This window comes from Pseudomonas saudiphocaensis, assembly GCF_000756775.1.
In the GTDB taxonomy this organism is placed as follows: Bacteria; Pseudomonadota; Gammaproteobacteria; order Pseudomonadales; family Pseudomonadaceae; genus Stutzerimonas; species Stutzerimonas saudiphocaensis.
The window spans coordinates 909,368-922,963 of record NZ_CCSF01000001.1 but is presented as its reverse complement, the minus strand read 5'-3'; the positions used below and the strand labels follow the sequence as shown (position 1 = coordinate 922,963).

Annotated in this window: 12 protein-coding genes and 3 tRNA genes; 8 read left to right on the top strand and 7 right to left on the bottom strand. The window is 59.4% G+C overall.

The annotated features are described in order from the left end of the window. The first annotated feature begins 31 nt into the window (after nucleotides 1-31). The gene (locus BN1079_RS04395) at nucleotides 32-499 is read left to right on the top strand and encodes a DUF1289 domain-containing protein (protein WP_037022599.1); all 468 of its coding nucleotides are present in this window, start codon (nucleotides 32-34) and stop codon (nucleotides 497-499) included. A gap of 49 nt (nucleotides 500-548) precedes the next feature. On the opposite strand, the gene BN1079_RS04390 is transcribed toward BN1079_RS04395, so the two are convergent. Continuing rightward, nucleotides 549-1,412, bottom strand: coding sequence for a universal stress protein (locus BN1079_RS04390; RefSeq protein WP_037022598.1), 864 nt, complete (start codon nucleotides 1,410-1,412; stop codon nucleotides 549-551). 137 nt (nucleotides 1,413-1,549) lie between these two features. On the opposite strand from BN1079_RS04390, the gene BN1079_RS04385 reads away from it, so the two are divergent. Then, nucleotides 1,550-2,155 (top strand): MiaE family protein, encoded by a 606-nt coding sequence (locus tag BN1079_RS04385; protein ID WP_037022596.1) that lies wholly within the window; start codon nucleotides 1,550-1,552, stop codon nucleotides 2,153-2,155. Here the strand turns inward: BN1079_RS04385 and lpxH are convergent, their stop codons facing one another. Together lpxH and BN1079_RS04375 are read right to left on the bottom strand one after the other, a co-directional pair. Further along, the gene (lpxH, locus tag BN1079_RS04380; RefSeq protein ID WP_037022594.1) at nucleotides 2,156-2,878 is read right to left on the bottom strand and encodes a UDP-2,3-diacylglucosamine diphosphatase; all 723 of its coding nucleotides are present in this window, start codon (nucleotides 2,876-2,878) and stop codon (nucleotides 2,156-2,158) included. 6 nt (nucleotides 2,879-2,884) lie between these two features. Beyond that, nucleotides 2,885-3,379: a peptidylprolyl isomerase gene (locus tag BN1079_RS04375; protein ID WP_037022593.1), complete on the bottom strand. Its 495-nt coding sequence runs from the start codon at nucleotides 3,377-3,379 to the stop codon at nucleotides 2,885-2,887. A gap of 293 nt (nucleotides 3,380-3,672) precedes the next feature. Here BN1079_RS04375 and BN1079_RS04370 point away from each other — a divergent pair, with 293 nt between their 5' ends. After that, nucleotides 3,673-5,340: a glutamine--tRNA ligase/YqeY domain fusion protein gene (locus tag BN1079_RS04370; RefSeq protein ID WP_037022592.1), complete on the top strand. Its 1,668-nt coding sequence runs from the start codon at nucleotides 3,673-3,675 to the stop codon at nucleotides 5,338-5,340. Between the two features lies 1 nt (nucleotide 5,341). Further along, nucleotides 5,342-6,727, top strand: a complete 1,386-nt coding sequence (cysS, locus tag BN1079_RS04365; RefSeq protein WP_037022590.1) for a cysteine--tRNA ligase — start codon at nucleotides 5,342-5,344, stop codon at nucleotides 6,725-6,727. 108 nt (nucleotides 6,728-6,835) lie between these two features. Here cysS and folD read toward each other — a convergent pair whose 3' ends face one another. Continuing rightward, complete coding sequence (folD, locus tag BN1079_RS04360; protein ID WP_037022587.1) at nucleotides 6,836-7,690, bottom strand: bifunctional methylenetetrahydrofolate dehydrogenase/methenyltetrahydrofolate cyclohydrolase FolD; 855 nt, start codon at nucleotides 7,688-7,690, stop codon at nucleotides 6,836-6,838. A gap of 268 nt (nucleotides 7,691-7,958) precedes the next feature. On the opposite strand from folD, the gene BN1079_RS04355 reads away from it, so the two are divergent. The 3 genes from BN1079_RS04355 (at nucleotide 7,959) to BN1079_RS04345 (ending at nucleotide 8,280) form a co-directional block, all read left to right on the top strand. After that, nucleotides 7,959-8,035 (top strand) — tRNA-Arg (locus tag BN1079_RS04355). Nucleotides 8,036-8,069: 34 nt separating this feature from the next. Further along, a tRNA-His gene (locus tag BN1079_RS04350) sits at nucleotides 8,070-8,145 on the top strand. Between the two features lie 50 nt (nucleotides 8,146-8,195). After that, nucleotides 8,196-8,280, top strand: a tRNA-Leu gene (locus BN1079_RS04345). Nucleotides 8,281-9,305: 1,025 nt separating this feature from the next. Here the strand turns inward: BN1079_RS04345 and BN1079_RS04340 are convergent. The 3 genes from BN1079_RS04340 to BN1079_RS04330 are packed head-to-tail and all read right to left on the bottom strand — an operon-like array spanning nucleotide 9,306 to nucleotide 12,568. After that, a complete protein-coding gene (locus BN1079_RS04340; protein WP_037022585.1) occupies nucleotides 9,306-9,779 on the bottom strand; it encodes a hypothetical protein in 474 nt (157 codons plus the stop codon). 37 nt (nucleotides 9,780-9,816) lie between these two features. Next, entirely contained in the window at nucleotides 9,817-10,818 is a 1,002-nt protein-coding gene (locus BN1079_RS04335; protein ID WP_037022583.1) for a phage portal protein, read from the bottom strand. Continuing rightward, nucleotides 10,778-12,568: a terminase ATPase subunit family protein gene (locus tag BN1079_RS04330; RefSeq protein WP_052114428.1), complete on the bottom strand. Its 1,791-nt coding sequence runs from the start codon at nucleotides 12,566-12,568 to the stop codon at nucleotides 10,778-10,780. Before BN1079_RS04330 ends, BN1079_RS04335 begins: the two co-directional genes overlap by 41 nt. A 149-nt stretch (nucleotides 12,569-12,717) precedes the next feature. Here BN1079_RS04330 and BN1079_RS04325 point away from each other — a divergent pair, with 149 nt between their 5' ends. Continuing rightward, a complete protein-coding gene (locus tag BN1079_RS04325; protein ID WP_037022582.1) occupies nucleotides 12,718-13,557 on the top strand; it encodes a GPO family capsid scaffolding protein in 840 nt (279 codons plus the stop codon). Nucleotides 13,558-13,596 lie beyond the last annotated feature (39 nt).

The window sequence follows — 13,596 nt, the reverse complement described above, 5'->3', positions numbered from 1 at the left end:
ATGTATGGCTGTCCTGTAATTCCGGCCCGTCATGTCAAATCAGCACATCAAGACCCCCTGTATCGGTCGCTGCTCAACCATATACGGTGACCTGGTCTGCCGTGGCTGCAAGCGCTTCAGCCATGAGATCGTGGGATGGAACGCTTACACCGAGGAAGAAAAGCGTGCCGTGTGGGTGCGTTTGGAGCAGCTGCTGACCCAGGTAATGACGGCGAAGGTGCAGGTTTTTGATGCGGGGCTGCTGCGAGAGCAATTGTTGGCTCGGCAGATCCGCTTCGTTGAAGGGCAGTCACCCTATGCCTGGGCCTATCAGTTGATCGCTCGAGGTGCGCGCTTCATTCAGCAACTCGAGGCCTATGGGGTAGTGCTACTACCGGAGTTTCGAAACTGGTCGCTGCCTGATTTGCGCGATGCGATCGATCAGGAGTTTTTTCTGCTCTCGCAAGCTCATTACGAGCGCTACATCGCGCCTGGCTTTCTCGTCGAGCGGCTGCGCTGATCAAGTTGCCGGGGTGCGTGTTCGGCGCCCCGGCTTTCGAGGCAGACGGTTATCGCTGGGCTACCAGCTCCTCCAGATGCTCGATGATATCGTCGGGCTTCAATACCAGAACATCGCTTTCCAGTGCATCAAGTACCACCTCGGCAGTGTTGCCCATCAGTGCGCCTGAGAGGCCGGTACGCGCGACTGTGCCGATAATGGTTACCACGGCTTTCAGTTGCTTGCAGACATCCGGGATCAACGCATCAGCCGGGCCTTCCTTGATATGCAGCTGGCTGTCAGGGATATCGAACTCGGACTGAAACTGCTTGCAGGCGTCACGATAGCGAGCTTCGATGGTTTCCTTCAGTTGAAACGCCGGATCTGCCGCGGAGAGCATGGCTGAAGGGTGAGCGCTGATGACGTGCAGGTTGCCACCGGCCAGCGAGGCGATGTCGTAGCCATGATTGACGATGCTGGCATGCAGGGTGCGATGCTCGATATCGGCGTTGCCAACGTCCACTGCAGCCAGCACGTTGCCGCCGGTCCAAGGAGTGTCGGTCTTGACCATCAGCACGGGGCAGGGGCAATAGCGCAGCAGCTTCCAGTCATCCGGCGTCAGTAGCGCACGCTTGAGCGGGCTATCGGGAATGTGCTGCTTGATTACCAAGCCACAACCTTCGGCTTGCTGCACAGTGATGATGGTTTGATAGATGTTGTCGCGCCAGGCCTGTCCGGTACTCACCGTGTGCCCCTGGGTTTCCAGCTCCTCGCGCAGGCGGCTCAGGTACTCGCTGTGATCCTGCTTGCCATCACAGATGAGTAGGTGCAGCCGCGACTGACTGACACTGGCGATCAGGCAGGCTCTCTTCAATGCGAGGTTTTCTGGCTGTTTGGGATCAATTACCACGAGAACACAGCGAATGGCTTGCATGATCGGCTCCGTTTCCTGTTCAGGTCACTGCACTATATCAATGTGGCGGCGTTGAGCGGTGATGCAGGTCAATCAGCGCTGGTCGTGTCGAGCATGCCTCGTATAATGCGCCGATAGCCACTATCAAGACGCTCCACATGCTTTCCGAATTGAATGAATTTCTGGGCTGCGCGACACCTGCGGCCTGGGTCGATGTTGCCCTGCAGAATCAGGATGTGATGCTCATCGATCACGGTAACTGCGAGAAGAAGGCCGCCGGTAGTGCCTTCCAGTTGATGTTCCGCTATGTCGACAAGCCAGACCTGCAAAACAAGATGTCGCGACTGGCGCGAGAAGAGCTGCGGCACTTCGAGCAGGTGCTATCGATCATACGCAAGCGGGGCATAGCGCTGCGCAATGTCGGTTCATCGCGTTACGCCGCGGGCCTGCGTGAACTGGTGCGCAACCATGAGCCTTACCGCCTGGCCGATACCTTGGTAATCGGAGCCTTTATCGAGGCGCGCTCCTGTGAGCGCTTCGCGATGCTGGTTCCGCATCTGGACGAAGAACTCGGCAAGTTCTATCACGGCTTGCTGAAGTCCGAGGCAAGGCATTTTCAGGATTACCTGAAGCTCGCCTACCTCTACGGAGATGCAGCCGACATCGACGCGACGATTATCCGAGTGCGAGAGCGTGAGCGTGAGTTGATCGAAAGCCCGGATACCGAGTTCCGCTTCCACAGCGGCATTCCGGCAGCGGCCTGATCAGGCGAGGTCGAACGGCGCCTGCTGAAAGCCGGAAGCATCTATCTGCAGCGCCCAGCCCTGGCGATCCCAATCACCTAGCACGATGCGTTGTGCGGCCTGACCGTCGATTTGCAGCGCATGGGTGGCCGGTCGGTGCGTGTGCCCATGGATCAGGGTGCGGACCTGGTGCTTGCGCATCACCCTGAGCACTTCATCGGGGGTCACGTCGACAATATCGCTGGCCTTCATCCGTGTTTCTTTCTTGCTGGTCGAACGCAGCTTCGAAGCGATCTTTTGCCGCCGTGCGAGGGAAAGGCTGTGCAGAATGAACAGGCTCAGCGGGTTGCGCAGCAGACGACGCATGCGCATGTAGCCTTCGTCCCGGGTACACAGGCTGTCTCCGTGCATCAGCAATACCCGCTCACCGCCAAGCGTGGCGACATGAGGGTCGCGCAGCAGCGTGCAGCCTGCTTCCTTGCAGAACGCCTGACCAATCATGAAATCGCGATTGCCATGCATCAGATAGAGGCGCGTACCACCGTCGCTCAAAGTACGCAGCGCGCTGGCGATTTCGTGCTGAAAGGGCGTCATGCCATCGTCGCCGACCCAGACCTCGAAGAAATCGCCCAGAATATAGAGCGCCTCGGCCTGGGCGGCGCGAGTCTTGAGGAAACGAAGAAACGCCCGGCTGATATCCGGGCGTTGCTCTTCGAGATGCAGATCTGAAATCAGCAGAATCAACGAGGTTTACTCGACGATCTCGGCTTTTTCGATGATGACGTCGTCAACCGGGACGTCCTGATGACCAGCCTTCATCGTGGTGGGAACATTCTTGATCTTTTCAACCACATCCATGCCGTCTACAACCTCACCGAAAACAGCGTAGCCCCAACCCTGAACGGTCTGCGCGGTGTGGTCGAGGAAGTCGTTGTCCTTGACGTTGATAAAGAACTGCGCGGAGGCGGAGTGCGGCTCCATGGTGCGTGCCATGGCCAGAGTGCCGGTCTTGTTGGAAAGTCCGTTATTGGCTTCGTTCTTGATCGAGGCGCGAACGGCTTTCTGCTTCATGCCAGGCTCAAAGCCGCCACCTTGAATCATGAAGTTGCCGATCACGCGATGGAAAATAGTGCCGTCGTAGTGACCGCTGCTGACATATTCCTTGAAGTTGGCCGTGGTCTCGGGAGCCTTGTCTTCGAACAGCTTGACGGTGATGACGCCATGGTTGGTATGGAGCTGGATCATTGCAGGCTTCCTTGTATCGAAAAAGAAGGATGTCGCTGACTGACGAGGGCGGGTGCCTGGCTCTGTCAGGGGATTGACGGGTCCGCTATGATAAGCCCTTTGGTTTGACCGGCCTACCCTGAGAGAGGCCGTGCAAAAGTACTGCAGTCGAACAGGCTGCGTTGAATCCGCCTCCAAATGCCATGTACCGCTCGTACATGCCGCTTTGCCGGCTGGTCTCGCCTTGCCTGTTCTTCGCTCGCCACTTTTGCAAGCCTCTCTGAGCCGCATACTCGCAGATCATTAAGGACACCATGAGCAAGCCTGAGACTACCGCAGCCACCAATTTTCTCCGCCCGATCGTCCAGGCCGACCTGGATTCCGGCAAGCACGCCAGCATCGTCACGCGTTTCCCGCCGGAGCCTAACGGCTATCTGCACATCGGCCACGCCAAGTCGATCTGCCTGAACTTCGGTCTGGCACAGGAATTCGGTGGCGTTTGCAATCTGCGTTTCGACGACACCAACCCGGCCAAGGAAGACCAGGAGTACATCGACGCGATCAAGAGCGATGTGCAGTGGCTGGGCTTTCAGTGGGCCGGCGAAGAGCGCTATGCCTCCGGCTACTTCGATCAGCTCTATGCCTGGGCCGTTCACCTGATTGAGGCCGGCAAGGCATACGTTTGCGATCTCACGCCCGAGCAGGCGCGTGAATACCGCGGCAGCCTGACCGAGCCTGGCAAGAACAGCCCGTTCCGCGAGCGCTCGGTGGAAGAAAACCTCGATCTGTTCGCTCGCATGAAGGCGGGCGAGTTCCCCGACGGTGCTCGTGCGCTACGCGCCAAGATCGACATGGCCTCGCCGAACATGAACATGCGCGACCCGATCCTCTATCGCATTCGTCACGCCCACCATCACCAGACCGGTGACAAGTGGTGCATCTACCCCAGCTACGACTTCACCCACGGTCAGTCGGACGCGATTGAAGGCATCACGCACTCGATCTGCACGCTGGAGTTCGAGGATCATCGCCCACTGTACGAATGGTTCCTGGAGCACCTGCCGGTACCGGCCAAGCCGCGCCAGTATGAATTCGCGCGCCTGAATCTGAACTACACCATCACCAGCAAGCGCAAGCTCAAGCAACTGGTCGATGAGGGGCACGTTAAAGGCTGGGACGACCCGCGTATGTCCACGCTGTCAGGCTTCCGTCGTCGCGGCTACACGCCTGCCTCGATCCGCAACTTCTGCGACATGATCGGCGTCAACCGCGCCGGCGGTGTAGTGGATATCGGCATGCTCGAGTTCGCCATTCGCGAAGACCTGGATGCCAATGCAGCGCGCGCCATGTGTGTGCTTAAGCCGCTGAAGGTAGTGATCACCAATTATCCCGAAGGTCAGGTCGAGAACCTTGAGCTTCCGCGCCATCCCAAACAGGACATGGGCGTTCGCGTGCTGCCGTTCAGTCGCGAGATCTACATCGATGCCAGCGATTTCGAGGAAGTCCCACCGGCCGGCTTCAAGCGCCTGATCCCCGGCGGTGAGGTGCGTCTGCGTGGCAGCTACGTGATTCGTGCCGACGAAGCGATCAAGGATGCCGAGGGCAACATCGTCGAGCTGCGCTGCTTCTACGACGAAAACACCCTGGGCAAGAACCCCGAGGGTCGCAAGGTCAAGGGCGTGATTCACTGGGTGCCGGCCGCCGAGAGCGTCGAGTGCGAAGTCCGCCTTTATGATCGCCTGTTCCGCTCCGCTAACCCGGAGAAGGACGAGGAGGGCGGCAGCTTCCTCGACAATATCAATCCTGAATCGCTGGTGGTGCTCAAAGGCTGCCGCGCCGAGCCGTCGCTGGCCAATGCCGAGCCGGAAGAGCGCTTCCAGTTTGAGCGCGAAGGCTATTTCTGTGCCGACATCAAGGACAGCAAGCCGGGCGCGCCGGTCTTCAATCGCACCGTGACTCTGCGCGACTCCTGGGGAGCCTGACATGGCGTTGTCGATTTACAACACCTTGAGCAAGACCAAGGACGCTTTCACGCCGTTGGTGGGCAATCAGGTACGCATGTACGTGTGCGGCATGACCGTCTATGACTTCTGCCATATCGGTCACGCGCGGGTAATGGTGGCGTTCGACGTGGTGACGCGCTGGCTGCGTCATCGCGGCTATGACGTCACCTATGTACGCAATATCACCGACATCGACGACAAGATTATCCGTCGTGCGCAGGAGAATGGTGAACCCTTCGAAGCGCTGGTCGAGCGCATGATCGCCGCCATGCACGAAGACGAGGCGCGCCTGAACGTACTACGTCCAGATATCGAGCCGCGTGCTACCCAGCATATCGACGGCATGTTCAGCATGATTCAGACGCTGATCGACAAGGGCTATGCTTACGCGCCCGGCAATGGCGACGTCTACTACCGCGTCGGCAAGTTCGCCGGCTACGGCAAGCTGTCGCGGCGCCGGATCGAAGACCTGAAAATCGGTGCGCGTATCGAAGTCGACGAGGCCAAGGAAGACCCGCTGGACTTCGTTCTCTGGAAAGCTGCCAAACCGGGCGAGCCGAGCTGGGACTCACCTTGGGGCAAGGGGCGGCCGGGCTGGCATATCGAATGCTCGGTGATGTCCACCTGCTGTCTGGGCGAGACCTTCGACATCCATGGTGGCGGCCCGGACCTGGTGTTCCCACATCATGAGAACGAGATCGCCCAGAGCGAAGCGGCCACCGGCAAGCTCTACGCCAACGCCTGGATGCATGCCGGCGCGGTGCGTGTGGACGGTGAGAAGATGTCCAAGTCTCTGGGGAATTTTTTCACCATCCGCGAAGTGCTGGAAAAGTACCATCCGGAAGTGGTGCGCTATCTGCTGGTGGCCAGTCATTACCGCAGCCCGATCAACTACTCCGAAGATAGCCTCAAGGAAGCCAAGGGCGCTCTGGAGCGGTTCTACACCGCACTCAGGGGCTTGCCTGAAGTGCCGGCAGCAGGTGGCGAGGCATTTGTTGAGCGTTTCGGCGCGGCTATGGATGATGATTTCAACTCGCCGGAAGCCTGTGCAGTGCTGTTCGATATGGCGCGCGAGATCAATCGGCTGCGCGATAGCGATCAACAGGCTGCTGCGGCGCTGGCGGCGCGCCTGAAGGAGCTGGGTAGCGTACTCGGCGTGCTGCAGATGAGTCCCGATGCCTTCCTGCAGGTCGGCGCTGAAGGCAAGGTTGACGCAGCCGAGGTCGAAGCCCTGATCGCAGCACGCCTGCAAGCGCGAGCTGAAAAGAACTGGGCCGAGTCGGACCGGATCCGCGATCAGCTGGCTGCAATGGGCGTCGTGCTGGAAGACGGCAAGGGCGGGACGACCTGGCGACTGAGCGAATAACCTGCTCTGAAACAAAAACGGCACCTTCGGGGTGCCGTTTTTTTACCGTTGCGGTTTCCGGGACTGTTTCAGCGGCGTATGCCAACAGGTTTTCGATGGCCTGTTTGATCAGTCGTGAAGATGCTCTGCGGCATGCAAGGTGTTTTCCAGCAGACAGGCTCGTGTCATCGGGCCCACTCCGCCAGGTACGGGTGTGATCCAGCCGGCGCGCTGTACGGCAACATCGAACTCAACATCCCCGACCAGCTTGCCATCGGCCTGCCGATTGATGCCCACGTCGATGACGATGGCGCCTTCCTTGATCCACTCGCCTTTAACCAGCCCAGTAATGCCAGTCGCCACTACGATCAGGTCGGCACGCTTGATGTGCTCGCTCAGATCATGGGTGAATCGATGGGTAACGGTGGTGGTGCAGCCCGCCAGCAGCAATTCCAGCGCCATGGGGCGGCCCACGATATTCGAGGCGCCGACAACGACGGCATTGAGCCCGTGCAGATCGACGCCAGTGCTTTCCAGCAGTGCCATGATGCCTTTCGGCGTGCAGGGGCGCAGCAAGGGCATGCGCTGGGCAAGCCGGCCGATATTGTAGGGATGGAACCCGTCTACATCCTTGTCCGGACGAATGCGCTCGAGCAATTGCGAGGCATCCAGATGCCGAGGCAGCGGCAGTTGTACGAGGATGCCATCAACAAGCGGATCTTCATTGAGCTGGTCGATCAGCGCCAGCAGCTCTTCCTGCGTGGTCTCGGCTGGCAGGTCATGCGCCGTGGATTTGAAGCCGACTTCCTCGCAGTCCCTGCGCTTGTGCGCCACATATACCTGAGAGGCAGGATCGGTACCTACGAGGATCACGGCTAGCCCTGGAACTCTGAGGCCTTGCCGGGTGCGCTCGGCAACTTTGTCGGCGATTTGCTGGCGGATATTGCCAGCGATCGTCTTACCATCGATCAGTTTTGCGGTCATGACGCTTGATTAACCATCGGAGAGGACTGAATAAAGTGCGCGCATTCTCGCACGACGGTACGATCTGGCAAAGACGCTGTATCAACGAGTTGGCGTAACCCCTTTACCTTTATGAACTTTTTTTCATTTTGCTGTTGACGGACTGCCGCTACCCCCTTAAGATTCGCCCCGCTTGTCGAGCACAGCCTGCTGCTGGGTAAGACGACTTAAGAAGGTTATCTTCGGTAGTCGGAGCTTGAAGTCTGCGCTCCATTGAATGCAGATAAAAGCGCCCGTAGCTCAGTTGGATAGAGCATCCGCCTTCTAAGCGGATGGTCGCAGGTTCGAATCCTGCCGGGTGCGCCATTAACTTGGTCTCTGGCACAAGCAATGCAATATGGTGGGCGTAGCTCAGTTGGTAGAGCACAGGATTGTGGCTCCTGCGGTCGTGGGTTCGAACCCCATCGTCCACCCCATATTCCGAAGCGCCAGGCACCGCCTGGCGTTTTCGTTTAAAAAGCTGTTTGCGGACGTGGTGAAATTGGTAGACACACCAGATTTAGGTTCTGGCGCCGCAAGGTGTGAGAGTTCGAGTCTCTCCGTCCGCACCATGTAACACGCTGAAAGCCCCGGATTCCGGGGCTTTCGCGTTTCTGGGCCATGGCGAAAGAGCGCGAGTTTGTTCCCAGCGTGTTCCCATGAGTATGCGGGTGAGTGCGGGAAAACCCACTCAGGCGCGGGATGACAGCGATTTTGCTTGACCCATCGGGAAAGGGTAATTTAGGTAATCTCGATTCTGAGGCGTCTGAAAACCCTCTGAATTCAAGGCGTTGCAATGATTTGTTGAAGGTAATAATAGGGTAATAAATTGGTAATCGAATTACCTAAATCAGTGGTCAGCAGCCAGAAATCCTCAACCCTTTAGAATCAGGCACTTACAGAAAAATTACCTTTTGCCTTACCTCAAATTACCTTCCGAGGTAATCGTTTCAGCCCAGTAAATACGCGGCCTACAGCCGTGAAAATCTCCCCCCCTTACCAAAATTACCTATTTTCGAAATCGGCTTCGATTTCTGAGGCCATACGCGCGCGCCTGTTGAGCGCTCCCGCGCAGGGATTCGCAGGTATTTCCCGCCCATTGATCGCCTCGCCAGCGCAGTAACTGGCCCGCCTGGCGCCATGTGCAGGCCTGCAGTGAAAGCGACCTATTTAGCCCGCAGGTGAGGTGGGGGGACAACGGCGCGCGCCGGGTGGTGGCTGGGCCTGGGTGTGCTGGCCGGCCGGTCGCGGTCGGCTTCTGGTGACATAGGTGGTGCGCGGCGGCAGGTCAGCGGGCGACGGCCTGGCACGCAGGTACTGGGTTGGCTGCAGGCCGCATGAATACTGGGGTTTTCGAGCCTTTTAAGGATGGACTCGAAGGGCTCGTTTTGGTATGGTTTGCTGGGGCCTTGCTTGCTTGTAGGGCGGCAAAAGCGCCCGTTCAGAGGCACAAAAAAACCGCCCGTAGGCGGCTTCTTTTTCTGGCAATGTCATTTTTTCCGATGGCTCACGATCGTCATGTAAACCGCAAGACAAGCGAGCAGGGGAAAGATAACAAGCACCCAAGCGAGAGTGCTATCAAAGACTTGTTTGACCTCTATGCCATACCTATCGCAGCGAGGATGAAGCCAAAACTAACTGCGTAGTCACCGTTACCTGCCGAAAGCAGTAGGCTGTCTAAAGCGTTAAGCGCAGTGGATAGGGTTGCGTGCAGCATTATTGCGACGATGGGGCCAGCCATGATGGCTAACGCGATCTCCAAGCAGGCCCACAGAAACCCGTCACCGAAATCAAACAACAAGCTCAGCTGCACGATGATGAACAGGCTGAACATGCCGAAAACGAAATAGCCCAGCGCAGCTGGCCCGCGCTCCTCGTCCTTTAGTTCATCGTCGTAATCCACACCTGGCATGGCGTAATCCATCTTGCGGGCTCCGACAGCAAGCAATACAGAATTGATCATGTCGCTCAATCGAGTCGATATCTGAGGTTTAAATGCGTGCAAAAAAGCAAGCCCAAAGCCAGTAATCTCGAGTATCAAGGCCAAAACTTGCAGCTGATCGTTGTTCATTCAAACTCCTTTTCAAGATATCCGCCGATTATATGATCTAACGGACCGGGTGCAGCTCAAACTCCCGAAACCGCACTACCTCATCCCCCAGCCACTCGTTCACCTGCTGGAGCCGCGCCTGAATCGGCTCCAGCTCGTTGACGGCCCATACCTCGGCGGCCTCGCGCAGTGAGCCGAAGCCGCCGGCGTTCTGCGGGACGATGCCCATCAGCTGGGGCGGGATGCGCAGGGCGGCCAGCAGGTCGTCGCGGCTGATGTTCTTGATCGAGCCGAACTCATCCTTGGCCGCCACCTCGCTCACCGGTATCACCTGAATGCCGTCTTTCTTGCCGTTCGGGGCGTAAACGAACAGGTTGCGGAAGTTTCCAGGTCCCTTGGCGGACTTCAGTGCTGTACGTAGATCGTCAACGTCGGTTTCCTTCTGCGCCGCATCCGTCATGTACATGATGAATCCAGCGTGCGACCCGTTCTGGTAGTAGCGCCGGCGGAAGAGGGTGGCCGACTCGTTGAGCAGCGCCGACTGCAGGGCCGACAGCCACTCAGGCAGCCCGTACACCTCCTGGTTGATATCCGCCTCGCGCAGATGGCAGATGGTGCCGGGCGCGAATTCGTGTTCATCCTTCCAGCCGCGCACCTGGAAGTAGGTTTCCAGATCCGCCCCGCGCCGCATGTATTTGGCCAACGTCGGCTGCAGGCTCAGCGGCTGGCCGAGCATATTCCGGCGCCGCTCCAGGTAGGCATTGCCGCACCAGAGCCAGTCCAGGGCGAACTGACCGAACGCCTGCCGGCTCAGCAGCTTGTGCGGGATAAAGGTGCGCTCGAGCATGTTGCGTTTGAAGTTGAGGCCCGACTGCAGAAACACGCTCGCCCGGGTCGACTTCGCTAGCCCCACCAGCGAGAGCGGCGGCTCGTACCAGCGGCCGTTCAGCCAGCATTCGAGGTAGTCCAGGATCTCGCGGCCATCGAGCACCGGCGTCGGATCGCCAAAGGTGAAGGCCTCAATGCCCTGGGCAGGCGCGGCAGCAATTTCGGTGCTCATCAGAGCTGGTGTTCTGGGCGGCCATGCCCTCAAGCGGTTCGTTGTGCAGGGCATGGAACAGCGCCCAGGCCAGATCGGCGTGGCCGGTTTCGTCGGTGCGCCCGGCGGTGTAGGTCATCTGCCGGCCGCTGGCCGTGGTGGTCTTGCGGATCGCCATCAGCGAGCTGGCGAGGTCGGTCCAGCCGGCGTCGAATTCCAGCCGGCCCTTGTGGATCACGTCGTAGGCCTTGAGCACCAGGCGTGTTTTCACCTCTGGCGAGTAGCTGAAGGTGGTCAGGTTCGGAAAGAACTGTTTCACCAGCTGCGCCACGCCCGAGCCCATGCCCGTCATATCGATGCCGATGTAGGTCACCCAATAGCGCAGCGTCACCCGGCGGATCGCCTCGGCCTGGGCGGCGAAGTCCATCCCGCGGAACTGATGCCGCTCCAGCACCCGGAACTTGCCGCCCGGTACCAGCGGCGGCGCTACCACCACCAGCCCGGCGCTATCGCCGGTTTCGGCAGGGTCATAGCCCACCCACACTTGGCGATCGCCAAAGGGCCGATCGGCGAAGGGTTTGTAGTCCTCATCCCACTCGATCCAGCTGTCCACCATGCACGGCTGCAGCACCGTCAGCGGGAAGATCGAAGCGCCGTCATCGACAAACTGGCACATCAGCAGGTTCGCGTAGGCGTCCGCGCTGTACTCCTGGCGCAGTTCCTCGATATCGAACAGGTCGCAGCCGCGCGCCTCGGCATCCAGGATGGTGACGATCTGCCGCCAGATCCGGTCCTCGCACAGGCGCCCCTGCTGCAGCGCGTCATGCGACACGTCGATGCTGATTCGCTGCGCCGCCGGCTTGCCCTTGTTGAACCGCTCACCCGTCCAGAACGAATAGGCCTCATGGGCCATGGAAGAGGGCGTCGAGAAATAGGTGCGGCGGTATTGCTTCTGCATCGCCATGCCGCTGGCGACCTTGTTCAGCTCGTTGAACTTGAACGTCCAGAAGAATTCGTCGAAATAGAAATTTCCGTGGTAACCCTGGGCCGTCCGCGCATTGGTACCGAGGAAATGCAGCTCGGCGCCGTTGGCGAGGATGATCGGGTCCCCGGTCAGCTCGACCTGGCACACCTCGCGCGCGAACGCCTGGATATACGCCTTGAAAATGTGCGCCTGGTTCTTCGAAGCGGACAGGAAGATCTGATTGCGTCCGGTGATCAGCGCATCGAGCAACGCCTCGCGTGCGAAGTAGTAGGTTGCACCGATCTGGCGTGACTTCAGAATCGCCCGCGTCCGCTGATTGCCCGCCCGGTACCAGTGCAGCTGATAGCCGAAGCACCCATCACGGAAGGCCTCCTCGAGCTGCTCGATGTGCTCCTCGGCGAACTCGTTTCGCTTCGGCGCCTTCTTCGGCCCGGCGTTTCGTTTGTCCAGGTTCGGGTTCAGCTCAGCCTCGGTACCGCCGCCCTGGAAGCGCTGAATCCGCGCCTGCCGCTCCAGCTGCCGGTGCAGCAGGTCGATTTCCTTGAAGTCGCCGCCGGTCTTGCCGTCCTTCAGGATCAGCTGCACCAACCGCGCCTCCAGGGCACCACCGATGCGTTCGACGTTGTCGGCCCGGTCCCACTCGTCGCGGGTTTTCCAGCTGTGGACGGTCTTTTCCTTCTCGCCCAGGTAGTCGGCGATGTCCGTGATACGCCAGCCCGTCCAGTACAAAAACTTGGCCTGGCGGCGGTTATCACGTTGGGCGGTGAGTTCGGTGGCTGCGTTCATGGCGCAGATGGTGTCGCCCGCGCGCGTAGCCTGTTAGCGCGGCGTCCTGTACCTGGCTCGCATACACAGCTGGCCGATTGCCCGTACTGCCTAGCGTGCCGACCATGCCCTCACAGCAACTGCACCCAGCAGCTACGAGGACAAACCGCATGGCCGGCAACAGCACCCCCGCCAAGAAATTCCGCTCGAAGTGGACTCGCATCGCCGTAGAAGGCGCCACTACCGATGGCCGCACCATCGAACGCAGCTGGCTCGAAGACATCGCAGCCCAATACAACCCGGCCACCTACGGCGCCCGCATCAACTGCGAACACATCAAGGGCATCGCCCCGGAGAGCCCATTCGGCGCCTACGGCGACGTGCTGGCCGTCAAGGCCGAAGAAGTGGAAATCGATGGCAAGCAGAAGCTGGCCCTCTATGCCCAACTCCAGCCCAACGACGCCCTGCTGGCCCTGAACAAGAAGGGCCAGAAGGTCTACACCTCGATCGAGGTCCAGCCCAAGTTCGCCGACACCGGCAAGGCCTACCTGATCGGCCTGGCCATCACCGACAGCCCCGCCAGCCTGGGTACCGAAGCACTCGAATTCAGCGCCAAGCACGGCACCCTGGCCAACCGCAAACAGCACCCGGACAACCTGTTCACTGCCGCCGAAGAGGCGGAGCTCGAGTTCGAGGAAGTTACCGAAAAACCCGGCGCTTTCGGCGATCTGGCCAACCGCGTCAAGGCCCTCTTCACCAAGGGCAAGGAAACCGACAGCCAGTTCGCCGAGATCGGCGATGCCGTCACCGCCCTGGTGGAGTTCGCTGAAAAGCAGCAGGCGGGCCTGGAGAAGTACAGCGCCGAGCTCACCGCACTGAGCGACAAGGCCACTCAGCTCGAAACGACTGTCACCGAGCTGACCGAAAAGCTCGGCAATTCCGAAGACCACAGCCAACAAAAACGCCCGCCAGTATCCGGCGGCGACGGCATCGTCCTCGCCGAGTTTTAACCCCAGGCACCTGCCAGCAGCCGCCCATCATCGGAGTAA